The organism is Labrenzia sp. PHM005 (genome assembly GCF_006517275.1).
Classification (GTDB): domain Bacteria; phylum Pseudomonadota; class Alphaproteobacteria; order Rhizobiales; family Stappiaceae; genus Roseibium.
In genome coordinates this window covers 4,344,878-4,367,452 of sequence record NZ_CP041191.1, presented here as the reverse complement: position 1 = coordinate 4,367,452, position 22,575 = coordinate 4,344,878, and the positions used below count along the sequence as shown (strand labels likewise).

At 54.9% G+C, this 22,575-nt stretch carries 25 protein-coding genes; 9 read left to right on the top strand and 16 right to left on the bottom strand.

All coding sequences use genetic code 11. The features are described from left to right. Window positions 1-81: 81 nt before the first annotated feature. From FJ695_RS19735 to FJ695_RS19720, 4 genes are all read right to left on the bottom strand, one after another. Window positions 82-909, bottom strand: coding sequence for an ABC transporter permease (locus tag FJ695_RS19735; protein WP_141187033.1), 828 nt, complete (start codon window positions 907-909; stop codon window positions 82-84). Beyond that, window positions 906-1,619 (bottom strand): ABC transporter permease, encoded by a 714-nt coding sequence (locus tag FJ695_RS19730; protein WP_141187032.1) that lies wholly within the window; start codon window positions 1,617-1,619, stop codon window positions 906-908. The genes FJ695_RS19735 and FJ695_RS19730 overlap by 4 nt, the downstream gene beginning before the upstream one ends. Window positions 1,620-1,749: 130 nt before the next feature. Next, window positions 1,750-2,526 carry an ABC transporter substrate-binding protein gene (locus FJ695_RS19725; RefSeq protein ID WP_168206431.1) on the bottom strand — a complete coding sequence of 259 codons (777 nt, stop codon included), beginning with the start codon at window positions 2,524-2,526 and terminating at the stop codon, window positions 1,750-1,752. Window positions 2,527-2,774: 248 nt separating this feature from the next. Continuing rightward, on the bottom strand, window positions 2,775-3,191 hold the full coding sequence (locus tag FJ695_RS19720; protein WP_141187031.1) for a hypothetical protein: 417 nt from the start codon (window positions 3,189-3,191) through the stop codon (window positions 2,775-2,777). Window positions 3,192-3,405: 214 nt separating this feature from the next. On the opposite strand from FJ695_RS19720, the gene FJ695_RS19715 reads away from it, so the two are divergent. Beyond that, entirely contained in the window at window positions 3,406-4,059 is a 654-nt protein-coding gene (locus FJ695_RS19715; protein WP_141188830.1) for a glutathione S-transferase family protein, read from the top strand. Window positions 4,060-4,064: 5 nt separating this feature from the next. Here the strand turns inward: FJ695_RS19715 and FJ695_RS19710 are convergent, their stop codons facing one another. Next, on the bottom strand, window positions 4,065-4,991 hold the full coding sequence (locus tag FJ695_RS19710) for a LysR family transcriptional regulator (protein WP_141187030.1): 927 nt from the start codon (window positions 4,989-4,991) through the stop codon (window positions 4,065-4,067). A gap of 154 nt (window positions 4,992-5,145) precedes the next feature. On the opposite strand from FJ695_RS19710, the gene FJ695_RS19705 reads away from it, so the two are divergent. Beyond that, window positions 5,146-6,144 carry an MBL fold metallo-hydrolase gene (locus FJ695_RS19705; protein ID WP_141187029.1) on the top strand — a complete coding sequence of 333 codons (999 nt, stop codon included), beginning with the start codon at window positions 5,146-5,148 and terminating at the stop codon, window positions 6,142-6,144. A 241-nt stretch (window positions 6,145-6,385) separates the two neighbouring features. On the opposite strand, the gene glp is transcribed toward FJ695_RS19705, so the two are convergent. The 8 genes from glp to FJ695_RS19665 form a co-directional block, all read right to left on the bottom strand. Continuing rightward, window positions 6,386-7,663: a gephyrin-like molybdotransferase Glp gene (glp, locus tag FJ695_RS19700; RefSeq protein ID WP_141187028.1), complete on the bottom strand. Its 1,278-nt coding sequence runs from the start codon at window positions 7,661-7,663 to the stop codon at window positions 6,386-6,388. Next, on the bottom strand, window positions 7,660-8,181 hold the full coding sequence (gene mobB, locus FJ695_RS19695; RefSeq protein WP_141187027.1) for a molybdopterin-guanine dinucleotide biosynthesis protein B: 522 nt from the start codon (window positions 8,179-8,181) through the stop codon (window positions 7,660-7,662). The genes glp and mobB overlap by 4 nt, the downstream gene beginning before the upstream one ends. Next, complete coding sequence (mobA, locus tag FJ695_RS19690) at window positions 8,178-8,831, bottom strand: molybdenum cofactor guanylyltransferase MobA (RefSeq protein WP_141187026.1); 654 nt, start codon at window positions 8,829-8,831, stop codon at window positions 8,178-8,180. Before mobA ends, mobB begins: the two co-directional genes overlap by 4 nt. After that, a complete protein-coding gene (gene fdhD, locus FJ695_RS19685; RefSeq protein ID WP_141187025.1) occupies window positions 8,828-9,706 on the bottom strand; it encodes a formate dehydrogenase accessory sulfurtransferase FdhD in 879 nt (292 codons plus the stop codon). Before fdhD ends, mobA begins: the two co-directional genes overlap by 4 nt. A 66-nt stretch (window positions 9,707-9,772) precedes the next feature. Then, window positions 9,773-10,942, bottom strand: a complete 1,170-nt coding sequence (locus FJ695_RS19680; protein WP_141187024.1) for a benzoate/H(+) symporter BenE family transporter — start codon at window positions 10,940-10,942, stop codon at window positions 9,773-9,775. A 105-nt stretch (window positions 10,943-11,047) separates the two neighbouring features. After that, complete coding sequence (locus FJ695_RS19675) at window positions 11,048-11,506, bottom strand: BLUF domain-containing protein (RefSeq protein WP_141187023.1); 459 nt, start codon at window positions 11,504-11,506, stop codon at window positions 11,048-11,050. Window positions 11,507-11,712: 206 nt separating this feature from the next. Continuing rightward, window positions 11,713-12,303 (bottom strand): GNAT family N-acetyltransferase, encoded by a 591-nt coding sequence (locus FJ695_RS19670; RefSeq protein ID WP_141187022.1) that lies wholly within the window; start codon window positions 12,301-12,303, stop codon window positions 11,713-11,715. Window positions 12,304-12,349: 46 nt separating this feature from the next. Next, a complete protein-coding gene (locus FJ695_RS19665; protein WP_141187021.1) occupies window positions 12,350-13,030 on the bottom strand; it encodes an SDR family oxidoreductase in 681 nt (226 codons plus the stop codon). A 230-nt stretch (window positions 13,031-13,260) separates the two neighbouring features. Here FJ695_RS19665 and FJ695_RS19660 point away from each other — a divergent pair, with 230 nt between their 5' ends. The 3 genes from FJ695_RS19660 (at window position 13,261) to FJ695_RS19650 (ending at window position 16,695) form a co-directional block, all read left to right on the top strand. Beyond that, window positions 13,261-14,409 (top strand): Mrp/NBP35 family ATP-binding protein, encoded by a 1,149-nt coding sequence (locus FJ695_RS19660; RefSeq protein ID WP_141187020.1) that lies wholly within the window; start codon window positions 13,261-13,263, stop codon window positions 14,407-14,409. Between the two features lie 26 nt (window positions 14,410-14,435). Next, the gene (locus FJ695_RS19655) at window positions 14,436-15,344 is read left to right on the top strand and encodes a DMT family transporter (RefSeq protein ID WP_247653686.1); all 909 of its coding nucleotides are present in this window, start codon (window positions 14,436-14,438) and stop codon (window positions 15,342-15,344) included. 106 nt (window positions 15,345-15,450) lie between these two features. Then, window positions 15,451-16,695 carry a multidrug effflux MFS transporter gene (locus FJ695_RS19650; RefSeq protein ID WP_141187019.1) on the top strand — a complete coding sequence of 415 codons (1,245 nt, stop codon included), beginning with the start codon at window positions 15,451-15,453 and terminating at the stop codon, window positions 16,693-16,695. 59 nt (window positions 16,696-16,754) lie between these two features. On the opposite strand, the gene moaA is transcribed toward FJ695_RS19650, so the two are convergent. Continuing rightward, entirely contained in the window at window positions 16,755-17,744 is a 990-nt protein-coding gene (moaA, locus tag FJ695_RS19645; protein ID WP_247653878.1) for a GTP 3',8-cyclase MoaA, read from the bottom strand. A 350-nt stretch (window positions 17,745-18,094) separates the two neighbouring features. Between moaA and FJ695_RS19640 the strand changes: the two genes are divergently transcribed. Continuing rightward, window positions 18,095-18,436, top strand: a complete 342-nt coding sequence (locus FJ695_RS19640) for a helix-turn-helix transcriptional regulator (protein WP_141187018.1) — start codon at window positions 18,095-18,097, stop codon at window positions 18,434-18,436. Beyond that, on the top strand, window positions 18,433-18,867 hold the full coding sequence (locus FJ695_RS19635) for an SRPBCC domain-containing protein (RefSeq protein ID WP_141187017.1): 435 nt from the start codon (window positions 18,433-18,435) through the stop codon (window positions 18,865-18,867). Before FJ695_RS19640 ends, FJ695_RS19635 begins: the two co-directional genes overlap by 4 nt. Before the next feature lie 127 nt (window positions 18,868-18,994). Here the strand turns inward: FJ695_RS19635 and FJ695_RS19630 are convergent, their stop codons facing one another. Continuing rightward, window positions 18,995-19,441, bottom strand: coding sequence for a MarR family winged helix-turn-helix transcriptional regulator (locus FJ695_RS19630; protein WP_141187016.1), 447 nt, complete (start codon window positions 19,439-19,441; stop codon window positions 18,995-18,997). Further along, entirely contained in the window at window positions 19,434-20,540 is a 1,107-nt protein-coding gene (locus FJ695_RS19625; protein WP_141187015.1) for a twin-arginine translocation pathway signal protein, read from the bottom strand. Before FJ695_RS19625 ends, FJ695_RS19630 begins: the two co-directional genes overlap by 8 nt. A gap of 165 nt (window positions 20,541-20,705) precedes the next feature. Here FJ695_RS19625 and FJ695_RS19620 point away from each other — a divergent pair, with 165 nt between their 5' ends. Next, entirely contained in the window at window positions 20,706-22,142 is a 1,437-nt protein-coding gene (locus tag FJ695_RS19620) for a deoxyribodipyrimidine photo-lyase (RefSeq protein WP_141187014.1), read from the top strand. A 63-nt stretch (window positions 22,143-22,205) separates the two neighbouring features. After that, window positions 22,206-22,568, top strand: coding sequence for a gamma-butyrobetaine hydroxylase-like domain-containing protein (locus tag FJ695_RS19615; protein ID WP_141187013.1), 363 nt, complete (start codon window positions 22,206-22,208; stop codon window positions 22,566-22,568). Window positions 22,569-22,575: the final 7 nt, after the last annotated feature.

The following is a 22,575-nucleotide window of genomic DNA, read 5'->3' as shown; positions in this document are numbered from 1 at the left end:
AATTCTCCAAAGACAGCGGGGAGGCGGCCGGGCAAAGGGACCGTGTCAGAGTGTGCCAAAGCACTGAAACGGTGACTGGTGTCACCGTTTCAAATGGCGGGTCAAGCGGGCTTCGAGTTTGTCCCAGACCCGGCGCAGTGTTTCCACGATCAAGAGATACGCGACAGCCGCCCAAATATACGCCTGGAAGTCATAGGAGCGGGAATAGGCCCGGCGGGTTTCCCCCATCAGATCTAGGATCGTGATGATGGATGCGATTGCCGATCCCTTGATCATCAAAATGATCTCATTGCCGTATGGACGCAACGCAACCATCAGCGCTTGCGGCAGGATGATTTTGAAGAACGTTACCAGCTGGGAAAGACCAAGTGCTTCTGCGCCCTCCCATTGGCCCTTGGGGACGTTTTGAATTGCGCCACGCAGAATTTCCGCCTGGTACGCGGCCGTATTCAGAGAGAAGGTGAAGATCACGCAATACCAAGCGTCGCGGAAGAACCACCACAGGCCGATCGACTTCAGTTCGGCGCTAAAGGCGCCAAAGCCATAGTAGACCATGAAGGTCTGCGCGAGCAGCGGGGTGCCGCGAAAGAAATTCACATAGGCATAGGCGGGCCAGGAAAACAGTTTCCACTGCGAGGCGCGCCCGGCTGCGATTGGGATGGATATCAGTGCGCCTAGGACGAGGGACACACCAACAATCTGGATGGTTAGGATGAACCCATCAACATATTTCGGCCAGTATTTTTGGACAAACGGACTGGCGATGTTGGAACCCAAAAAATAGACGAGATAGACACCGGACAGGATCCATAGCGCCATCAGCACGTGACCAACAATCCGGGTGTTGGTCCACTTTTTCGGAGGGGCAGGCGGACGGAGTGTCCCCGTGGTCGGGTTTGCGGCGGTCATCGTGCGGCCTCCCCACGTTTGGACCAGCGTTCAATGCGCATCAGTCCTGCCGAAGAGATCATGGCTAGTAGCAAATAAACCAGCAGAACTACCCCGAAGAATAGGAAAGGTTCCTTGGTGACGCGGGCGGCAATGCCAGCTTCACGCACAAGATCGGCAAGCCCAATCACCGAAACCAGTGAGGTTTCTTTCAAGAGTATGAGCCACAGGTTGCCAAGCGCGGGTAGGGCAAGGCGGATCAGTTGCGGTAAGATGATCAGCCGCATGGTTTGAAAGCGCGACAACCCTAAAGCATGACCGCCTTCATACTGGCCTTGCGGAATGCCGTTGAAGGCCGCCAGGAAAGCTTCGGACGCGTAGGATGAAAACACGAGTGCGAGGGCGACCATGCCGGCCGCAAAGGAGTTGACCTCAAAATAGACATCAAAACCGGCGAGCTTGAGCCCTTCCTGAATGGCTATTTGTGCACCGTAATAGACCAGAAACAGCGTCAGAAGTTCCGGAAGGCCGCGGAAAATCGTGGTGTAAATGTTGGCCGCAAGTTTCAGGCTGGGCTCAGAAGAATTCTTGGCAAGCGCGATCACAAAACCGAGCACAAGCCCGAACGGCAGCGTCGCCAATGCTAAGGAAATTGTAATCAGCACCCCTGAGGCGATCGTGTCTCCCCAGCCCTGATCCCCAAAGGACAACAGCGTCAAAGCTTCATTCATCGGCCGGCGCTTCTTTCTGTTTTTGTTGTTTCTTTGTCCGGCTGCCCCGCCAGCCGTCGTGTGAGATTGGACTCACAGTAAAGCGTGACACGGTGACCGCGCCACGCTCCATTTTTATAAGACGATCAAATTAACCGCCGTAAACGTCGAAGGAGAAGTACTTGTCGTTGATTTCTTTGTACTTACCGTTCGCAAGGATCGCTTTGATCGCATTGTCGAACATGTCCTTCAATTCGCCTTCACCCTTGCGGATCGCAATACCAGCGCCTTCACCGTTGATAACCGGATCAGACTTCAAGGTGTTGAGAACCTTACAGCAAGCGCCGTTGTCGGTTGCCAGCCAGTCGGACAGAACAACAACATCTTCGATCACAGCGTCGATGCGGCCGTTTTCCAGATCCAGCTTGTACTCATCCGCTGTCGGATAGAGCTTCAGCTCAGCGTCCGGGAAGTGCGCTTCGGCATAGTTGGAGTGGGTTGTGGAAGACTGGGCGCCCAAAAGGACACCTTTGAGATCATCAGCAGAAACGCCTGCGATCTTCGAATCTTTCGGAACACCGATTGCTGGTGGTGTGTTGTAGTATTTGCTGGTGAAGTCGACCTTCTGCTTACGCTCTTCGGTGATCGACATGGACGCGATAATGGCGTCGTATTTGCCAGCCTGAAGGGCGGGGATCATGCCATCCCAGTCTTGGGTGACAAATTCACATTCGACCTTCATTTCTTCGCAAAGAGCGTTGGCAATGTCGATGTCGAAACCAACCAGCTGACCGTCAGCGGTCAGGGAGTTGAACGGAGGGTAGGCGCCCTCGGTACCGATACGGACTTTGGACCAGTCTTTAGCTTCCGCGCCACCGACGGCGGCCAGGACTGCAACCGCAGCTGCGGCCATACGCACAAAACGCATATTTATTCCCCTAGTATTTTGTTTGGGTCTTGGGTGGGTTCCTCCCACCATTTCGCCCGACCGCCCTATTCCATACACTTCGAGTCAAATTTCAAGCGGGCCTAGGAAAAAAACACAGTGCAAAATTGCCTTTTTTCGCGCAAAGGCCCTTGCTGGAAAGAATTTTCCCTCACCAGTGTTTCCTTTAAGTCAAATTCAGGCCAGCAGAAGGCGGATCATTGCTTTTTGTTCCGGCCAGGATTTGCCCGTTATTCGGTTGAACCTAGCGGCGGTTTGGTCTCATTCGTTTGTTCTGGAGCGTTTGAACCAGAAATTGCCAAGACCGATGCAAGAGACAGAACTGGGCGGAACACTCCGTCTCCGCTGTCCAAGTCTTGTGCATCGACGGTAAACGCAGGGCGGTTCGTCGCCTCGGAAATCTTCTGTTCAAAATGGGCCCGGTCAGCGTCAGGCAGGTTATCCAGGTCCTGTTCGCTCAATCCGTGTTTTTCCAGCTTCAGGTGGCGCAGTTTCTGGTCTTCCGGCAGTTCCTTCCAGGCCTCGTATTGGCGGGCAAGTTCCGCACGGATTTCCTTCATGTCGAAAACCGGTTTGTTTTCCGCCTTTTGCTCAGTTGAAAGTGTGTTGGTTTGAGCCAAGGTTGGTGGTGGGGCAGAGGCAATCATTTGGGACCTAGAGTGGTTGGCTTGATGCTGGTTATCGCATGCAAGGGTTGTGCCGCAGCTGGGTCATGAAACTTCCTTATGGTTTTCATGAACTTATTGAATTTGAAGCGGACGCTTGAACTCATTAGGTAGTTTTTACCGGGCATGAAGTGCCAGGCAGGAGCTTGGCACCGGTATGGCGCGAGCGGACTTCATTCAAAGTGGACAGGACATCATGGCGGACATTGAGCTTTTCATTGGCAACAAGAATTATTCTTCTTGGTCGTTCCGGCCCTGGATTGCGCTCAAGCACAAGGGCATTGCCTTCAAGGAAACCCTGGTGCCGTTTGACTTTGAGAACGGCAATCCGAAGTTCCGGGATTTTTCTCCCAGTATGAAAGTTCCGGTCTTGAAGGATGGAGAGCTGACGGTCTGGGACAGTCTGGCAATATTGGAATATGCCGCCGAGCGGTTTCCGGACAAAGGCCTTTGGCCGGAGGGGCAGAAGGAAAGGGCGCTTGCCCGGGCAATCTCAGCGGAGATGCATTCTGGTTTTTCCGCATTGCGTGGAGCGTGCCCGATGAACATGCGGCGTCCAGTGGAAAAGCTTGCAGTCGGTGAAGATGTCAAAGCGGACGTCGCACGCATTGTTCAGATCTGGGATGATTGCTTGGAAGCTTCAGGCGGGCCCTTCCTGTTTGGTGATTTCACCATCGCCGATGCCATGTATGCGCCGGTTGTCAGCCGGTTTGATACCTACGCGTTGACCGATGCGCCGGTTGCCGCCCGCTACAGCGCAGCTCTGCGCGAGACAACCGCTTGGCAGGCGTGGGAGGCCGAGGCCTTGAAAGAAACCTGGGTCGTGGCTGTCGACGAAGTCGAAGTCTAAGAGGATCATTCTGCTGCAACGGCGGCCGTTTGGACGAAAGCCGCCTGATTGGCCATATAAGCTTGAAGGTCCGACACAAATTGGCGGACCTTCATCGGGATGAACCGGTAGGATGGATAAACAGCATGCACCGGATGCACGCCGAAAGACCAATCCTCCAGGATGAGTTCCAGTTCGCCGGTGTTGAAATGCGGTTCGGACAACCAGGTCACCGCAGTACTGATACCAAGCCCGGCAACCGCTGCGCGTCTTAGGGCTGCGGAGTTGTTGATCACCATTGCCGGCGACACCGGTACCTTGGTCGGTTTTCCGTAAGGGCTGACTAGCTCGATGTATCCGGCGTCGGCTATATGCGGATAAAGCAGGAAGTCGTGGTTTTTCAGGTCCTCGATCGTTTGCGGCCGTCCGGTTTTGTCCAGATAGGCGGGGGACGCGATGAGGCAGCGTTGCATGTCGCCGAGTTTTTTGACGATCAGCCGGTCATCTAGAATGTGGCCCATACGGATAGCGACGTCGATCTGGTCCTTTTGCACATCCACCATGGCATCCGACAGCTGAACATCGAAGAAAATTGCCGGGTAAGTTGTCTTGAATTGCGTCAGGAAGTCGGCAAGAACGGGCTCGGTGAACGCATAGGGCAGGCTGACGGTCAGGCGGCCGCTCATTTGAGCCTCTGCACTTTGTACGGACCGGTCGGCTTCAGAAAGCTTTTCCAATATGTCGCTGGCATAAGCGAAATATCGCTCTCCCGCATCGGTGAGCGACAAGCGCCGGGTCGTTCGATTGATCAGGCGTGTGCCGAGATTGTCTTCCAGGCTGCGGACTTGCTGGCTGACGGCTGGCTGCGAAACCCCCAGACGGCTTGCTGCGGCGGAAAAACTGCCCAATTGCACAGCGTGTACAAAACTTGTCAGAGCACTCAACTTATCCATCGAAGTCTCCAAAATGCGGGAAATACGCATCATTCATAAGAACGGCTTTTGGTTCTTATAATAAATAGCCGCCTTTAAAATCCAGAAGAATAAATGAACTAAAGGGCACGGCCTCTTCTAGGGGGCGTTTTGGCAAACGGCTTTGGAGACAGACATGACGATTGAAAAGAGCGCGATGAACAGGCGCGGTTTTTTGGGTGGAGCCCTAACGGGTGGTGCTGCGCTTGGTGTTGCGAGTGGTTTGAACCTGATTTCAACGGGCGCTCAGGCCGCAGCACCAATGGCTGGTGCGCCGATGGCTGGTGCCATCCGGCGCAAGATCGGGAACTTTGAAGTCACCGCACTTCTTGATGGGTATTTGAGTATGGGCCCTGAGCTGATCCTCGGATATGACGAGGAGGCTGCATCCCAGCTTCGCAAAGCGGCGTTTATTGACACTGAAGCGCTCACCGGTCCGGTGAATGCTTATCTGGTCAACACCGGCGACAAGTTGGTGCTGATTGATGCGGGGACATCCGACAGCCTTGGGCCGACTGTGGGCCATCTCGGCAAAGCGCTGGCGGCCGCTGGTGTGACACCAGAGCAGATCGATGCGGTTTTGATCACTCACATGCATCCCGATCACTTGTTTGGTGTGTTGACACCGGCTGGTGAAAAGATGTTTCCGAATGCTGAACTATTGCTTCCGGAAGTGGACAATGCATTCTGGTTCGACGATGGGGCGATGAATGCGGCGCCGGAACAATTCAAGCCGTTTTTCCTGGGCGCACGCAAAAGCGCGGATGCCTATAAAGCGCGCCAGACGTTGTTTAATCCCGGCAAAGAAATCCTGCCAGGGATCACGGCCAAAGCCTTGCCCGGGCACACACCGGGTCATGTCGGTTTTGTTCTGGAGAGCAACGGCGAACGGTTGATCATTGCAGCAGATGTCGTTCATACGCTTCTGTATCAAACCCACTATCCGGAGTGGGGCATTGCTTTCGATATTGATCCGGCACAGGCGGTTGAAACGCGTAAGAAGTTTTTTGACGAAGTGGCCACCGACCGGGTGATGTTCGCAGGCGCGCACATTCCGTTCCCGGGCTTTGGTTATCTCGCCAATGAGGGCGAGGCCTACCGCTTTGTTGCGGCCGACTGGCCCTATACGTTCTGATTGGGAAAATTTCCCAAAAACAGCGGTCCCGGACTTGATCCGGGACCATAGTTTGTTGACCCCGGCTCAAGGCCGAGGAGGCTCAGGAATGAACGTTTGGTTGGTTGGGCCACTGAGCTTTCCCGGACGCAGCGAAGCGGAGATCCGGGATCTGTCTGTTGAGCGGGGGCTTTTGGGTCTCCAACTACAGCCCTCTTTATGTAAGCGCGGGAGGCACAGCCCTTGGGGCTCCGATAAAATACTAAAGAACTCCCATACCAGTGAATGGCAGGAAGGTTACCAGATCTCCGCGGTTGACGGACGTCGTTTCTTCCGGAATCTCGATCAAACCGTCGGCTTCACGAAGCCCGGATATCAATCCGGACCCGTCGCGGGCGAATTTCTGTGCAACTGTGCGTCCGGTGTCATCCGCCGCCAGAATGCCCCGGTAGAATTCGCGCCGGTCGGGCTTCTTCTTCGGCACCTCGAAATCTGATGGAATTTGAAAACGCTGTGGCTCGACAAAGGCGCCGCCACCCAACACGCTGATGACCGGGCGCGCATAGAGCATAAAGCAAACCATCGCGGCCACCGGATTTCCCGGCATGCCAAGGAAAATGCTAGAGCCGATCTGACCGAACATCACAGGGCGACCCGGTTTGATTGCCAGTTGCCACATATGCCGCTGGCCGAGTTTTGCCAGGGCTGTCTGCATGTGATCCTCCTCGCCGCGGCTGGCGCCGCCAGAGGTCAGGATCACGTCAAACTCCTGAGATGCGGACGCCAATGTGTTTTCAATCAGCTGCGCTTCATCTTTTAAAATTCCAAGATCTTTGATGTCGACCGGGAGATGTGAGCAAAGCCCGTTCAGCAGGAAATGATTTGAATCATAAACATCGCCAACCGTAATGAGATCGCCAGGACGCCTGAGTTCATCGCCGGTCGAAACCAAGGCCACCTTCAGCTTGCGATAAACGGCTATCTCAGCGACACCCGTCGACGCAATCGCGGCAATGTCTTGCGGCCTGAGCCGGTGGCCGACCGTTAGGATTGCGGCCCCTTCTTGAACATCTTCACCCGCCAGCCGGCAGTTCGCACCTTTTTTCAGACCTTGCGGGACAATGACAAAGTCCTGACCATCCTGCTGATGCGTTTCGCAATCTTCCTGCATGGCCACAGTATCGGCACCTGGCGGCATGACTGCGCCGGTGAATATCCGCGCGGCGCTCCAGGGGGCAAGGGTTTGGTCGCTTTTGTGACCTGCGGCCACGCGTTGGCTCAGACGAAAGAACCCGCCGGCTTCATCATGATCGGAGAACCGGAACGCATAGCCGTCGACCGCTGAGTTATCAGCGAGCGGAATATTGCGCGGCGCGGTGACGTCTTCGGCAAGGATACGCCCAAGGGCATCATCCAGGGAAACGGTTTCGATGGAAGCGACTGACTGGATGCGCTCCTTCAGGATCGCCAGAGCCTCGGCGTGTTTGAGCCTATCCTTGTCGTGCAAAAAACAGTCGTTCAAGTCTGGCTTGGCCGTCATGGCTCTTGTCTCTTCAAATCAAGATGCGCGGTGATGAAATCAGCAAGGCCTGAGACATCGTTCAAATCATAGACTGGCAGTGCCGTGTCGGACACGATGTGATCAGCAGCAATGGCGAGAATATTACTGTCTTCCGGCGCCAAGGGGCCTTTGTCTGCCGATTCTGTCCGGCGCGCTTCGATCTTTGGGTGGTTTTCCCGTTTGTAGCCTTCGATCAGGATCAGGTCGCAAGGGGCAAGACGCGGCAGGATCGCCGACAAGGGCGGTTCCTCTTCATCGCGCAATTCATGCATCAAGGCCCAGCGGCGGCCCGATACCAGCGCCACTTCAACGGCGCCTGCTTCCCGGTGGCGGTAGCTGTCCGCGCCCGGCTTATCGATATCGAAATTATGGTGGGCGTGTTTCACCGTGGACACTTTGAGGCCACGGGCTGTGAACTCAGCAACCAAACGGGTGACAAGCTGTGTCTTGCCAGAGTTTTTCCAGCCGGTGATTCCAAAAACGGGAGTGGTGGTCATGAGGTTAAAAGACTCGCCGCGCTTCGGGCCGTTTCAAGATCGTCCGGCCGGTTGGCATTAAAAAACGGATCAAGGCCGGTTGCCTGATCCAATTCGAAAGCAACTTCAATGCTGTCATGACGGTCTACAAAAGCGAGGACCTTGCCGCTTTGACCTTTGGCAAGCCAGTCGTGCAAATCCTCGGCAAGCGCTACGGGCCAGAGGCCAAATACAGGCTGGAGTTTGTCTGCGGAGCTCGCCAGCGCGATTACAGGTTTGTCGGCAGGGGTCGTTGCCAGGAACCGGTCGACGAGATCGACTGGGAAAAATGGAGTGTCTCCTGCGACGGAGATCACATGCGAGACATCCGGCAGATTTTCTCTCGCGTAGTCCAATCCTGCTAGAATACCGGCGAGTGGGCCGGCAAACCCGGCGATCGAATCTGAAACAACGGGAAAAGGAAACCTGGAGAACCGGTTGGCATCGCCATTTGCATTGAGCACGATTTGCGGAACCTGCGGGGACAAGCGGTCAAAAATGATCTCCAGCATGGGTTTGCCGTTGAGATCGAGCAGTGTCTTGTCGCCGCCGCCCATCCGGCGGGATTGTCCTCCGGCCAGCACACAGCCGAGCACCTTGTCCCGTGTCAGCGGGGTTATTCCCGGGGTCATTCCGCTTTGTTACTCCCTTTGCGTTCCGAGCCGCGCGGTTCATCCTCCGCAAGGGCCGGGTCCATGTCAAAATCTATCCGTTCCGCGCCCGCAAGCGTCAGGAACCTTTTTCCGCGGGCGCGCCCAATCAACGTCAATCCGGCTTGGCGGGCAAGTTCCACACCCCAGGCAGTAAAACCGGACCGGGAAACCAGGATAGGAATACCCATCATTACGGTCTTGATGACCATTTCCGAGGTCAGGCGGCCTGTGGTGTAAAAGATCTTGTCACCAGCTGGCACATTGTTGAGTTGCATCCACCCGGCGATCTTGTCGACGGCGTTGTGACGGCCAACATCTTCCATATAAACCAGAGGTGCATCTTCGCAGCACAACACACAGCCATGGATCGCTCCGGCCTCTAGATAGAGCGACGGCGTGGTGTTGATGGCCTTTGTGAGGCTGTAGAGCCAGGAGGTTTTCAGCCTGGCGTCTTTGGGCAGGCTAACCGTTTCAAAGCCTTCCATAACATCGCCAAAGACGGTGCCCTGGGCGCAGCCGGAGGTGCGGACCTTCTTTTTCAGCTTTTCCTCATAGTCGGTTTCGCGCTCTGTGCGCACGATGACTACTTCCAGATCCTCGTCGTAATCAATGCCGGTGATGACATCATCGTCCGCCAGCATGTTCTGGTTCTTCAGGTACCCAACCGCGAGCAAATCCGGATGGTCTCCAATGGTCATCATCGTGACCACTTCCTGGGAATTGAGGAACAGGGTCAGCGGCTTTTCCGTCACCACTTTAGTGTCAACTTGCGCGCCGGTGTGGTCGAAACCGGTGACCGTTGTTGAAAGTGCCGGATTGAGTGGATTGGGTTGAAGAATGTAAGGCGCCGTCACAGGCACGTAACTCCAGATTTGTTTCTAGTCAGACACTATGGGAGGCAAATGGCTGAGGGCAAGGTGTTAGTTTACAATTCTCAACTTCATCAAGGCCATAAAGGCACCGCCTGCCAGAAGCCCCCAAAACGCCCCTGATACACCAAAGAAGCTGACACCGGATGCGGTAATAGCAAAGGTGATGATGGCGCTGTCCCGGGTTTCGGCCGCTTTGGTTGCTTCGCCGATTGAAAAGGCGAGCGCTCCAAGAAGAGCCAAACCGGCAACAGCCTCAATTAAAATCCCTGGCGTTGCGGCGACGAAAGCCATGACCAAACCGGCAAAGAGACCAAACAGGATGTAGATAGCTCCTGAGGCCGCGGCCGCCCAATATCGTCTTTCCGGATCTTTGTGCGCATCTTCTCCTGCACACATGGCGGCCGTTATGGCAGCCAGATTGACGGCATGGCCACCAAAGGGTGCCGATAACAAACTGAAGATGCCAGAGAGCGTGAACAACGGCCCGCTGTTGGGCTGATAGCCATAAGCCCGCAAGACAGCAATTCCCGGGATGTTCTGAGAGGCCATGGTTACGATGAAGAGTGGCAAGGCAATGCTGATGAGCGCTTCGATCGTAAAGACCGGCATGATCGCAATGGGCCGATTTATCGCCGGGGTTTCTGCCAGATCGAGTGCGCCGCCCGCGTAAAAGGCAATGGCAAATGTCATCAGCATGGCGAGCGGGACTGCGTAGAGCCTGGCAAACCGAAAGGCCACAGCCCACGACAGGATGACGGCAAGCGCATAAAGGGGCATCTCAGCGACAGCACGGACTGGGGCAAGGCACAGCCCAAACAAAACGCCCGCCAGCATTGCATTTGCGAGTGGACTGGGAATAGCGGCTACCGCGCGTCCGAAGGGGCGGATCAAACCCGCCAGCACAATAAGGAGCGCACAGACAAGAAAGGCCCCGATGGCCGCCGCGAAACCGCCGTCTACCGGTCCGGCTGACGCCAACAACGCGGCACCCGGAGTTGACCAGGCAATGCTGACGGGAATGCGGGTCCACAATGAGGCGACGATCGCGCACAGACCCATGGCTATGGAGAGAGCCATCAAGCCGCTGGTTGCTTCGGCGGTGGTTGCCCCCACAGCAAGCAAACCCTGAATGACAATGGCAAAGGAGCTGGCAAACCCGACGATTGCAGCGAGCAGGCCTGCGGAAAAGGACTGGAGAGACGGACGCTTGGCGAACATGAAGGTGCGATTCCAAATATGGGGAAAGGCACACTAGGCTGCTCGGATAGGACATGGCCAGATCAGTTCGGCGCGCATCCGTCCAGAAACGGGAATAAATCCCGGTTAGATCATCAGCATATCGTTGGTCATCCGGCCTTCGCTCAATTCTTTAGCGAAGAGGCTGAGGGCCAGATAGGTTTCATCCCGGGTGACGTCGCCTGGATGATCCAGCAGCGGGCGCAGTTCTTCATGTCTGGATGCCGCGATACCGTCGGTCAGGTCACGGAAGAACATCAGCGAATTGGGGAACATGCGGTAATCCGCCGGTTCGTGGATAATGCCTTCGATGTCGTGCAGGCGCGGGTCATTCATGACGCAATAGACTGTATCAAGAACGGGGCCGGTATAACCTTCCAAAACCTGGATGATATGCTGGTCAACCAAAAGCAGCGCACCGGTCACACCAGCGCGGCGGTTGATGCGGCGAATGCGCAAAAGAGTCTTGTCGATTTCATCAGGCAGAGGCAAGCGCATCTTGTCCCACTTGATCTTGCTGCGGAAGCAGGCGCGGTAAAGTTCCATTGGTCTATCCTATCCGTTTGCCGATAGAACCAGCCTGCGCTTCAATTCCTCACATTTGCTTAAAATCTGAGTCAATGCGGAAGAAGAAATTACCTATTTGTGGCATTCTCAAAGATATGTGCAGAATTCAGTGCTTTCCTATTGTGGGATAGGGGCAAGAAAACTGTGTAAAATTACACTGGTTGATCTTCCTGTGTGCAATTCCTTTATCGGGCGGCCTCTAACTTAAACATTAAACCATTCTTAACTGCAGGCCATTCGTGCGGTAGAATCGAATAAACTGCGGTATCCCGAAGGGCGCCATCAGCTGTGCGCTGATGAGACCGCAGGACGCCATCCAGTTTTGCTCCGAGGCGTTCAATGGCTGTTCGGCTTTGCCGGTTCATAAAATGCGTCCGGAACTCAACGGCGATACACTCCAGGTCTTCAAACGCATGGGTCAGAAGCATCAGTTTGCATTCTGTATTAAGCCCCGTGCGTTGAACCGCTTTGCGGTACCAGGTGGAGCCGATCTCCACACGTTTATGAATCGGGTCGATGTTCATATAGGTGGTCATGCCGACGGCCTTGCCATCCGGTGTCAGCACGGTAAAGGGCAACATGGAGCCAGATGCCTGCAAGGACAAACGACGTTCAATTTCCTCACGCACGCCGTCCGGTTTGGGGACGCTCGTATACCAGGCCTTCCAAAGATCCCCTTCAGCAGACGCTTCTGCTAGATCATCGGCGTGCTGCATCGCCAAGGGTACGAGCAAGACATGCGTTCCGGTCAAAGTGATTGGGGAGGGCCAGGGCATGGGAACTCCGGATTACTGAAGTTTGTGGTTCTTAGGTCTTTGGGCTTTAGAAGGGGCGTTCTTCACCGGTCCACTTGAAGAATTTCCCCGTGTCCTTAACCGTTAGATTTTCTGAAAGGGCTATGACACCCTTGGCAACATCGGCCGGATCATTGTCGGCGCCATCGCCGCCCATATCGGTGCGGACCCAGCCCGGATCGATCAAAATGACCGGAACATTTTTGTCTTCAAGCTCTGTGGCCAATCCTTGCATGACTTTGTTGACGGCAGCTTTTGAGGCCCGATAGGCGATCCGGTCGGATTTGCGGTAGCCCATCCAGGACATCTGGCTGGAGATCGTTACAATCTTGCCGGGACGGTCTTTGAGGATATGAGGCAAGAACGTCTGTGCAACTGCGAGCGGCGCCAACGTGTTTACGGCAAGCGTTTCCTGAAATCCGGAGTAATCCATATTCAGCGGGTCTTGGTTTTTCGGGCCGATAATGCCGGCATTGTTAATCAAGACATCAATCGGAGCATCCAAATGATCCGCCGCAGCTTTGACGGCTGCATGATCGGTCACATCAAAAATCAGTGGCGTAGCTTTTCCGCCGAAACTTTCAGCAACGTCCCGGGCAGCGTCTTCTGTTCTCACTGAGCCGTAAACAGTCCAATCTTTTGACAGGGCTGCGCGGACAAGTTCGCGGCCAATTCCGCGATTGGCTGCGGTAATCAAACAAGTGGTCATAAAGTGTCTCGAATAAAGAACGGAATCTGGTTGGAGGAAAACTATTCTGTCTCTACAGCCAAGCGTCAAGGAGAACATTGTCCTTCAAGTGTCAGGGAGACAATCTCGCGCAGGCGCCAGACCTTGTAACCAGACCCCAACGACCCTAAGAAACGAAGACACACATCTTCCAAGAAGGTGACATTTGCGGTGGAGGGGCCGTTGTCACCTGTGAACGACAGGACGCTTCCATGAGTGAATCCGTTAAGAGCGCTGTGCTGGACCGGCTGCGCCAGATCAAAGGGCCAGATCTGGAGGGAGATATTGTCTCCCTGGGATTGGTCTCGGACGTTTTTGTGTCCGATGGTCGCGTGGCTTTTTCAATCACTGTCCCGGCCGATCGGGCTCAGGAACTGGAGCCCTTGCGCCAGGCTGCGGAAAAGGTCGTCAAGGAGGTTGATGGCGTTGAAAACGCCATGGTCGCGCTGACAGCTGAGCGGGCACCAGGCAGTGCTCCAACCCAGCCGTCCCGTCCGGCGCCGCAAGCTCGGGCACCGCAGCGTCCGGCAGAGGAACAGGCGTCTGCCAAGCCTGGAGTGCCTGGCATAAAGCACATCATCGCGGTCGCCTCGGGAAAGGGCGGGGTTGGCAAGTCGACGACAACGGCCAATTTGGCGCTGGGCATGGCAGCAAACGGTCTGAAGGTCGGCGTGCTCGATGCCGATATTTATGGCCCGTCGGTCCCGCGTCTGTTCAATGTCTCCGGCCGGCCGGAAGCCTTGTCCGGGCGGATGCTGAAACCCCTGGAAGGCTATGGCATCAAGGTCATGTCCATGGGGTTCATGGTGGAAGAAGAAACGCCGATGATCTGGCGTGGGCCGATGGTGATTTCCGCGCTCACCCAAATGCTGCGGGAAGTCGCTTGGGGTGAATTGGATGTTTTGGTTGTCGATATGCCTCCGGGAACCGGGGATGCGCAGCTGACCATGGCGCAGCAGGTGCCGCTCGCAGGCGCTGTAATCGTGTCAACGCCACAAGATCTTGCCCTGATCGATGCCCGGAAAGGGCTGGCGATGTTCAAAAAAGTCGATGTGCCGGTTCTGGGGATCGTGGAGAACATGAGCTATTTCCTGTGTCCGGATTGCGGCAGCCGGCATGATATTTTTGGCCACGGCGGCGCGCGCGCCGATGCTGAACGTCTAGATGTTCCATTCCTGGGTGAAATCCCGCTCGCTATGAAGATCCGCGAAACTTCAGATGCGGGAACACCGATTGTCGTATCCGATCCGCAAGGCCCGGCGGCACAAGTTTATAAGGAGATCGCCGCCAAGGTCGTGGCTGGTATCGAAGCTGGAACCGATGGCGGCGGAAGGGCCGCGCCATCGATCGTTTTTGATTAATTCAATCATTCAAGAGAGGCCGGGCAGTGGCAGAGCGGCTGCCCGGTTCTTTTAAGGTCTTCATGGAACGGCAGAAAAACAGCCAGGCAATCGCTGCGATGCTTGTCGCGATGGCCGGGTTCATACTGAACGACACGCTCGTTAAGATGGCGTCTGATGCGGTGCCATTGGGCCAAATCATTCTTGTTCGTGGTCTGATCTGTATCGCGGTGCTGAGCATTGCCGGTTATGTAACCGGTATGTTCCAAAATGCACGGGTGTTGATGCATCCAGCGGTTCTGGTTCGGGCTTTTGCCGAAACAGCGGCAACTTTGCTTTATCTCACAGCCCTGTTCCAATTGCCGATTGCCAATGCCACGGCCATTTTACAGGTGTTGCCCCTTGTCGTGACGGCAGCGGCAGCCGTCTTCCTGAAGAGCCCGGTTGGCTGGCGGCGTTGGATCGCTATTATGGTCGGGTTTACAGGTGTCTTGATCATCATCCGGCCCGGACTTGAGGGGTTCAATGTCTTTTCGCTGATTGCTCTGGCTGGAGTCGGCTGCATGGCCCTGCGCGATCTGGCAACCCGGCAGTTGCCGGCCGATGTTCCGACGCTGGGGGTCGCGCTGATCAGTTTTGTGGCCGTAACTCTACTCGGAGCAGCCCTTACACTTTCTTCCGGTTGGACGCCGATATCACTCACCGAAATCGGGTATTTGAGCGGTGCCGCAGGCTTTGTTTTGGCCGGATATGTTTTTATCATTTTGGCAATGAGGCTGGGAGAGATTGCCGTTGTGGCTCCCTTCCGGTATTCGATAGTCGTCTGGGCAATTGCTCTGGGATATCTTGTTTGGGGGGATATACCGGACGTCCTGACACTTGTCGGAATTACTATTGTTATTTTTTCCGGAACCTATAGTTTCATCCGCGAGCGCAGGTTGGGTGTTGCGGAGTAAAACTGCCCTGCAACCTATGCGGTAATTGCGCTAGAATTCTATTTTTGAGATTGATTTCCTGAGCGGTCGTTTCTAAGGTCTATGTTCAGTAGAAAGATCGTTTTTTATGGCCACTGAACTGACTGCACAGCCCTCTGGCGATTCGAAACGGATACCGTCCGTTGCAATCCTCGTGGCAATATCAAGCCTGTCTCCCTTCGCAATGAACATTTATCTGCCATCCATGGATGGTATGATGAAGGCATTTGAGGCGTCAGCGGGAGAAATCCAACTGACGATGGCGTTCTACTTTATTGCCATCGCAGTCGGCCAAATCATTTTGGGGCCAATTTCGGACCAATATGGCCGTCGTCCGGTAGTGGTTGCCGGAATGTTCCTCTTTGTGATCGGAAGCACGTTGTGCTTGCTGGCACCAACCGTCGAGTTTTTGATCGGCGCCCGGATAATTCAGGCTTTTGGTGGCGGTGCGGGTCTTGTGCTTGCACGGGCTATGGTGCGGGATGTTTACGGCAGGGAACAAGCCGCCAGTATGATCGGCTATGTGACAATGGGTATGGCGGTCGCTCCCACTATCGGCCCAGCAGTCGGCGGCTTTTTAGATGAGCAGTACGGCTGGCAGGGCGGCTTTATCTTGATGCTTGTGTTTGGGATTGGGGTCGCCATTTTTTCCTGGTCACATCTGCCGGAAACCATTCACAACAAGGCGCCGGTCAGTGTGAAGAAAATCGGGAACAGCTACTATTTGCTATGCCGGGAAAAAATGTTCTGGGCATTTAGCGCGGTCGCCGTCCTCATGGCTTGGTTGTATTTCGCCTATTTGGGGGGGGCACCCTTTGTTGCGGTCAGTTCCTTTGGACTAACGGCGAAGGAAATCGGCCTCTATTTGATGGTGGTGTCGCTGGGCTACATTCTCGGCAACTATATTACCGGACGGATTGCCGCGCGGGTCGGAATTATCCGCATGATCGCAGGCGGGGCTGTGATTGGATTTTTTGGTGTGTCGTTGCTGCTTGCCGGCACTCTAACCGACAGTTTGAACGGACCGCTCTTTTTCCTTCCAATGTTCTTTATTGGTCTTGGCAATGGCATCAGTCTTCCGAGTGCGCAGTCTGGCGCGGTGAGTGTTCGGCCGGAGCTCGCCGGAACGGCCGCCGGGTTGGTCAGTTTCTTTCAAGTTGGCGTCGGGGCCGTTGTCAGTAGTCTTGTGGCCTACATGATTTCTGCAGGTGTCGCCGGCGGTGATGAAATGTCGATGATCTTGGTCATGTTCGTCGGCGGAGTTGGCGGCATCATTTCGGTGGCAGCTGTATATGCCGGCGAAAAACAGCAAAATGAGTTTGCCAATACATAATAAAACCGGCGCACATCAGTACGCCGGTTAGTAGAATTGAATTCTCTGAAATTTGGAGACTACCCGCCCGTCACACTCATGTGACGTGAGACTGCCGGCTGGTTGCTTGTCCGGTCGATGACAAAATCGTGGCCCTTTGGCTTGCGGCCAATGGCTTCATCGATGGCATCGCTTAAAAGATCATTCCCTTCCGATGCCCGCAAAGGCGCCCGTAGGTCCGCCATATCATCCTGGCCGAGGCACATATAAAGCTGGCCAGTACAGGTTACCCGGACTCGGTTGCAGCTTTCGCAGAAATTATGCGTCATCGGTGTGATGAAGCCCATCCGGCCACCGGTTTCCCCAATCGTGACATAACGCGCAGGGCCGCCGGTTTTATAAGGTATGTCCGTCAGGGTGAACTGCTGCGCGAGGCGCTCGCGTACGGTCGACAGTGGCAGATATTGATCGGTCCGGTCTTCGTTGATCTCGCCAAGGGGCATGGTTTCGATCAGGGTCAGGTCGTGGCCATGCTCGTGGCACCATTCCAGCATGGGTACGATTTCATGCTCATTGACCTGCTTCAGCGCGACCATGTTGATCTTGATGGACAGGCCTGCCTCAGTCGCTGCCCGGATCCCATCCATAACCTTGCCCAGATCGCCCCAGCGGGTGACGGCCTTGAATTTTTGCGGGTCGAGCGTGTCGATAGAGACATTGATCCGCCGCACACCGCAGTCATAGAGTTCATCGGCGTAGCGGGCGAGCTGAGAGCCATTGGTGGTGATCGTCAGTTCTTCCAGCGCGCCAGTGTCCAGGTGCCGTCCGAGGTTGCGGATCAGGCTCATGATATTCTTGCGCACCAGCGGCTCGCCGCCGGTCAGCCGCAGCTTGCGTACACCCTTTTCGATAAAGGCTGTGCATAGCCGGTCCAGTTCTTCCAGGCTGAGAACTTCGCGCTTTGGCAGGAAGGTCATGTCTTCCGCCATGCAATAGACACAACGGAAATCGCAGCGGTCTGTGACTGAAACCCGTAGATAGGAAACCGCACGGCCGAAAGGATCGATCATCGGCGCAACCGTTTTCCGGCTGCCAGTTGCGGCTTGAGCAGCCTTTTGAGCCTCAATGTCTGTCACGTATGTCTCTCCCACGCGCCACCGGTTCTTTCCGGCTATCATATGGAGTTCTCCGCGCCGAGTTCAAATGAAAGCGGAGCGGACCATCCTTTTTCAGACAGACGGTAAACTTGCCAGTTTCGGTCTGTCAAATTGTCCTAAAGCACGAATTCGCGTTCCAGGCGGTGACTTCGATCAAACGCCGGCACATTGAGGTATTGAGAATTTTTTTTTGCTACCTCTTGAAGTGACACCAAAAGGTGACATATAAATAACACCAAATGGTGTTACATAGTGGAGGCGATATGAATTCCGGACCACAAGCCGTTTTCCGGGCACTTTCGGATCAAACCCGGCGCCAGATCCTTCTGCATTTGGCGGATGAGGATCTGGCGATAGCTGATATTGCCGACCGTTTCGAAATCTCGCGCACGGCGATCAACAAACATCTGACGATCCTGGAAGAGGGCGGGTTGATCAAAACCCGGGTTCATGGCCGTGAACGGCGCAATGAACTTAATCCCGAACCGCTGAAATCGGCTTTCGAGTGGCTGGGATACTTCGACCGCTTCTGGGACAGCAAACTTTCCAAACTGCAGCGTGAAATTGCCAAGGACATGAAAGAGCAAAAGGAGACCAAGGAATGACTGCAACAACATTGACCAAAACAATCATTCTCGATGCCCCCAAGGATGTGGTCTGGGCTTTTCTGACGGAGAAGGACAAGCTGACGCGCTGGTTTCATCCAGCTGAAGAGGATTTGAAGGAAGGTAGTGAATATACGTTGCTTAACCAGCACAAGGATATGACCCGCGTGTGTTGGGGAACGGTCCTGGAGATGAAACCGTTCGACCGGCTGGTCTATTCGTTTACCTTTGAGCAGCTTCAGGGTGCGTTGACGACGGTCAGCTGGGTCCTAGAGGAAGCTGCTGGCGGGACACGGGTCACCTTGACACACGAAGGCATCGAGAATGCAGCCGGCGAAGCAGCCTTTATGATGTTAAGCGCGTTGGATGCTGGTTGGGACGAGCATTTCGGCCGCTTGCGCAAAGAAGCCAAAATCCCGGTACCGGCCTAATCTTTCCGCTACAATTGTTTGCAGAACGTTTCCCCGGCCTTGCGCCGGGGATCCTTTTGAATCGGTCCGGTACAAAGGTGGGATTACATGGCAGCACATAATCTTGCGTGCCAATAAAATGGGGTCTTTAGTCCCGATACGCATCCATAAAGGCGCGGACTTCGGCCAGTAGCGGCAAGATCTCGGCGATTCTTTCTTCCGGAATTGCGTCTTTGAGCGCGGCCATATCAGGATCGATCGACCTGATCGCATCTTCCCGGAAGTTTTTACCAGTTTCTGTGAGCCAGACGGTTTTGCTCCGACCATCTTTTGGGTTGGGCCGGATATCCACGAACCTATGATCAATCAATCCGCTGAGCGTATGGGTCATAGTGGTTTTGGGAACCTGAAAGGCTTTGGCCAGCGCAAGCGGTGTCTGGCCGTCTTTCACCCGGATCAAATGGTTGATGACACTGAAATGCGGCAAGGTCAGCCCGTCCGGCAGCCGGGCTTCCATGGCGGCCCGGCTTAGTTGTGCAATGATACCGACTTCATTGAAGAAGCTGAAGAGCGTATGCCGCGAGCTGTTATCCATTCATTATCCGTGTTTCGAGCGACCAGCGCGGCGACCGGGGTGTTGCTGGACCATAGCCCAAGCGTCCCAGCATCTGTACTGTTTCGCCGGGTTTGGCAAGTAGACGATGTGCCTCGGCATAATGCGGCGCCATCTCTTCAAATTCCTGCAGCGCCTGACTGACCGGATGCAAAGCAAGGCCAAGACGGGTTGTTTCCAGGTTCAGCCGCAGCCAGCGGCGGCCTGCATCAATCTGTTCAAAACGCGTGTTTCCCGCGGTTGTCAAACTGATATAGGCCGGCGTCGCATTCAACATTTCTGTGTAGATTTTGACACCCTCCTGGAAACCGGTTGAGGTCGGATCAAGCTGGTTTTCGCGTGTAAGAATTCCGGCCAGCATCAAGCTCTCCAGGAAGGGGCCGCCAAGATCGATCCCATCGGGATTGGCATTGATTTCCGCTTTACCCATGCGCATTAGTTCAACGCTTTCCTTTAAGGTGCGGTGGGTGTTCATTTCCGTCATCCAGGCGTCCCAGGTCAAGGTTTTGATCCGGGCAACATCGCCAGGTTTCGTCCAGACAGATCCGTATTGGCGAAGTTCATCCTGCAAAGCAGTAGGAACAGGTTTTTCCTGAAAAGGTTCCTTGCACGAGCGCCGGTCCATGATGTGATCGGCCAAGCGGTCGGCTTTTGCTCCTTCTATGAGACGCACATCGGCAATCGGGCCATCCAACCCGTCTGGAAAGAGGTCGATCTGCGCCTCAAAGCCCTTGATGGTTGCAGCAATCGCCATTTGTTCCAGAAAACAGCCAAGCCCAACAAAAATCTGGCGAAGATGGGGATCGGTGTGCGGCAGGTCGCGGGTTTCATCCCGGTGAAGGCGGAAGGCGTCGTCTCCAGTTAGCTCAATCAGCCAGGGCTGGCGGTTATGCGGGTTTGGCGCGAGCAAGGCATAGGACAACGCAAACAGGCGCGGGTCATCATAGGTACCAGCCTTCTCCCAGGGTTGGAGAGCCTTCTCTGGAGATCGTGTCGCCACAAACGCACCAGCCGAGGCGGTTGCGGCAAGGATTAGGCCGCCACCCAGCAGGGCGAGGGTTTTCCGGCGAGATACAGTCATGGCAAGCTCCTATAAAGTGCGATATCGAACTATATAGTCCGAAGTCGCACCAAATCAAGTGTGTCAACAAATTTGATTTTTGTGGACCGAGCAGGGGGCAGAAGTGGAAAGGAAATGATCCGATCCGGCTTGCAAGCGTAATCAATCAAACTGAAAAGAGGCTCAATGACGACAATCGTTTGGTTCCGGCAGGATTTACGGGTTTCGGACAACCCTGCACTTTTTGAAGCAGCCCGGCGGGGCCCAGTTCTGCCTGTCTACATTCACGAGCCGCCAGATCAAATTGGCGAGAGCCATCCCTTAGGTGGCGCGAGCAAATGGTGGTTGCACCACAGCCTGGCAGCGCTCAAAGCAGACCTACCGGGTCTCATCATTCTACGCGGCTGCGCAAGGCATCTGATCCCGCAGCTTATGCAGGAAAGCGGAGCGGACAGCGTTTATTGGAACCGCTGTTATGAACCGCATGCCATTGCACGCGATGCCGATCTGAAAGCGGACCTGAAAGCTCAATTCATAGACGTGCGCAGTTTCAAGGCGTCACTGTTGTTTGAGCCTTGGGAACTGGCCACTAAGACAGGCAGCCCGTTCAAAGTTTATTCGCCGTTTTGGAAGGCCGCGCAGCAGCTCGCCGTTTCAGCGCCTCTCGCAGCACCTGAAGAAATCGTGTTTACAGCCTATGCCGACGGTGAAGGCTTGGGCGCACTCGATTTGCAGCCGGAGAAGCCGAACTGGGCAGCGGGCTGGGAGATAATCTGGCAACCGGGAGAGCAGGGTGCCCAGAAGCGGTTGATTGCGTTTTTGGAAAGCGGTCTTGGTGGGTATGGAGACAAACGAAACCGGCCAGATCTGCCGAATGTGTCCCGTTTATCCGCGCCTCTGCATTTTGGCGAAATCTCACCGCGCCAAATCTGGTCGGCCACGCAGTATGCGATGGCCAACAATCCGGCTTTGGCCGGGGACGGTATGAAATTCCTGTCCGAAATCGCCTGGCGGGAGTTTTCCTATCATCTGATCTATCATTTTCCGGATCTGCCGGAGAAAAACTGGCGTCCGGCCTTCGATGCTTATCCCTGGCGCGACAGCGTAAAAGATCTCGAAAGCTGGCAATGCGGTCAGACCGGATATCCGATGGTGGATGCGGGTATGCGGGAACTCTGGCAGACAGGTTACATGCACAACCGCGTGCGGATGATTGTGGCAAGTTTTCTGATCAAACACCTGCGCATTCATTGGAAACACGGCGAAGCCTGGTTCCGCGATACACTGGTTGATGCGGATTTGGCCAACAATTCAGCAAGCTGGCAATGGGTGGCCGGATCCGGCGCGGATGCCGCGCCCTATTTCCGGATCTTTAATCCGATCTCGCAAGGGCACAAGTTTGACCCGAATGGGGACTATGTGCGCCGCTGGGTGCCGGAATTGAGAGCCTTGCCGACCCAATATCTGTTTGCGCCGTTCGAAGCGCCGCCTTCAATACTATCAGAAGCCGGTGTTCAGCTTGGTGAGACGTACCCTTTGCCGATCGTCGATCACTGCAAAGCCCGTCAAGCTGCGCTTGCAGAGTATGAAGCGGTCAAATTAGCTGGACAAAATGCCGCTTGACCCGCAACACGGTGCCGGTATCGTCGCGCAGCCTTTGTTAGAGATTTCGGATAAAAAAACACGATGACCGACAAATCAACGCCCTGGCCAACTGAGCTGCGGGTTTCCAAGGACCGCAAGACGCTCACAGTCGCGTTTGACGATGGCGAACGCCATGATCTGAGTGCGGAATACCTACGTGTGTGTTCTCCATCTGCCGAGGTTCAGGGCCATGATCCATCCCAGAAAAAGACGGTGCCGGGAAAAAAGAACGTTGGAATCATGAAGATCGATCCGGTCGGCAACTATGCGGTTCGCATTCACTTCGACGACATGCATCATTCCGGAATTTTCAGCTGGACCTACTTGAACGAACTGGCGACCGAACGCTCCAAACACTGGGGTGGATATCTGCAGGAACTGGGTGACAAAGGCCTCAGCCGCTAACCTTGGC

Excerpts from the sequence above, each read along its gene's own strand:
- FJ695_RS19715 (WP_141188830.1), top strand. The coding sequence starts at position 3,406 with ATGGCGGACATTGAGCTTTTCATTGGCAACAAGAATTATTCTTCTTGG.
- FJ695_RS19670 (WP_141187022.1), bottom strand. The coding sequence starts at position 12,303 with ATGCCCTGGCCCTCCCCAATCACTTTGACCGGAACGCATGTCTTGCTC.
- FJ695_RS19660 (WP_141187020.1), top strand. The coding sequence starts at position 13,261 with ATGAGTGAATCCGTTAAGAGCGCTGTGCTGGACCGGCTGCGCCAGATC.
- FJ695_RS19705 (WP_141187029.1), top strand. The coding sequence starts at position 5,146 with ATGACGATTGAAAAGAGCGCGATGAACAGGCGCGGTTTTTTGGGTGGA.
- FJ695_RS19615 (WP_141187013.1), top strand. The coding sequence starts at position 22,206 with ATGACCGACAAATCAACGCCCTGGCCAACTGAGCTGCGGGTTTCCAAG.
- FJ695_RS19675 (WP_141187023.1), bottom strand. The coding sequence starts at position 11,506 with ATGGAACTTTACCGCGCCTGCTTCCGCAGCAAGATCAAGTGGGACAAG.
- mobB (WP_141187027.1), bottom strand. The coding sequence starts at position 8,181 with ATGACCACCACTCCCGTTTTTGGAATCACCGGCTGGAAAAACTCTGGC.
- mobA (WP_141187026.1), bottom strand. The coding sequence starts at position 8,831 with ATGACCCCGGGAATAACCCCGCTGACACGGGACAAGGTGCTCGGCTGT.
- FJ695_RS19620 (WP_141187014.1), top strand. The coding sequence starts at position 20,706 with ATGACGACAATCGTTTGGTTCCGGCAGGATTTACGGGTTTCGGACAAC.
- moaA (WP_247653878.1), bottom strand. The coding sequence starts at position 17,744 with ATGATCGATCCTTTCGGCCGTGCGGTTTCCTATCTACGGGTTTCAGTC.
- FJ695_RS19635 (WP_141187017.1), top strand. The coding sequence starts at position 18,433 with ATGACTGCAACAACATTGACCAAAACAATCATTCTCGATGCCCCCAAG.
- FJ695_RS19650 (WP_141187019.1), top strand. The coding sequence starts at position 15,451 with ATGGCCACTGAACTGACTGCACAGCCCTCTGGCGATTCGAAACGGATA.
- FJ695_RS19625 (WP_141187015.1), bottom strand. The coding sequence starts at position 20,540 with ATGACTGTATCTCGCCGGAAAACCCTCGCCCTGCTGGGTGGCGGCCTA.
- FJ695_RS19720 (WP_141187031.1), bottom strand. The coding sequence starts at position 3,191 with ATGATTGCCTCTGCCCCACCACCAACCTTGGCTCAAACCAACACACTT.
- FJ695_RS19680 (WP_141187024.1), bottom strand. The coding sequence starts at position 10,942 with ATGTTCGCCAAGCGTCCGTCTCTCCAGTCCTTTTCCGCAGGCCTGCTC.
- FJ695_RS19730 (WP_141187032.1), bottom strand. The coding sequence starts at position 1,619 with ATGAATGAAGCTTTGACGCTGTTGTCCTTTGGGGATCAGGGCTGGGGA.
- FJ695_RS19665 (WP_141187021.1), bottom strand. The coding sequence starts at position 13,030 with ATGACCACTTGTTTGATTACCGCAGCCAATCGCGGAATTGGCCGCGAA.
- FJ695_RS19725 (WP_168206431.1), bottom strand. The coding sequence starts at position 2,526 with ATGCGTTTTGTGCGTATGGCCGCAGCTGCGGTTGCAGTCCTGGCCGCC.
- FJ695_RS19735 (WP_141187033.1), bottom strand. The coding sequence starts at position 909 with ATGACCGCCGCAAACCCGACCACGGGGACACTCCGTCCGCCTGCCCCT.
- FJ695_RS19630 (WP_141187016.1), bottom strand. The coding sequence starts at position 19,441 with ATGGATAACAGCTCGCGGCATACGCTCTTCAGCTTCTTCAATGAAGTC.
- glp (WP_141187028.1), bottom strand. The coding sequence starts at position 7,663 with ATGACGGCCAAGCCAGACTTGAACGACTGTTTTTTGCACGACAAGGAT.
- FJ695_RS19710 (WP_141187030.1), bottom strand. The coding sequence starts at position 4,991 with ATGGATAAGTTGAGTGCTCTGACAAGTTTTGTACACGCTGTGCAATTG.
- FJ695_RS19640 (WP_141187018.1), top strand. The coding sequence starts at position 18,095 with ATGAATTCCGGACCACAAGCCGTTTTCCGGGCACTTTCGGATCAAACC.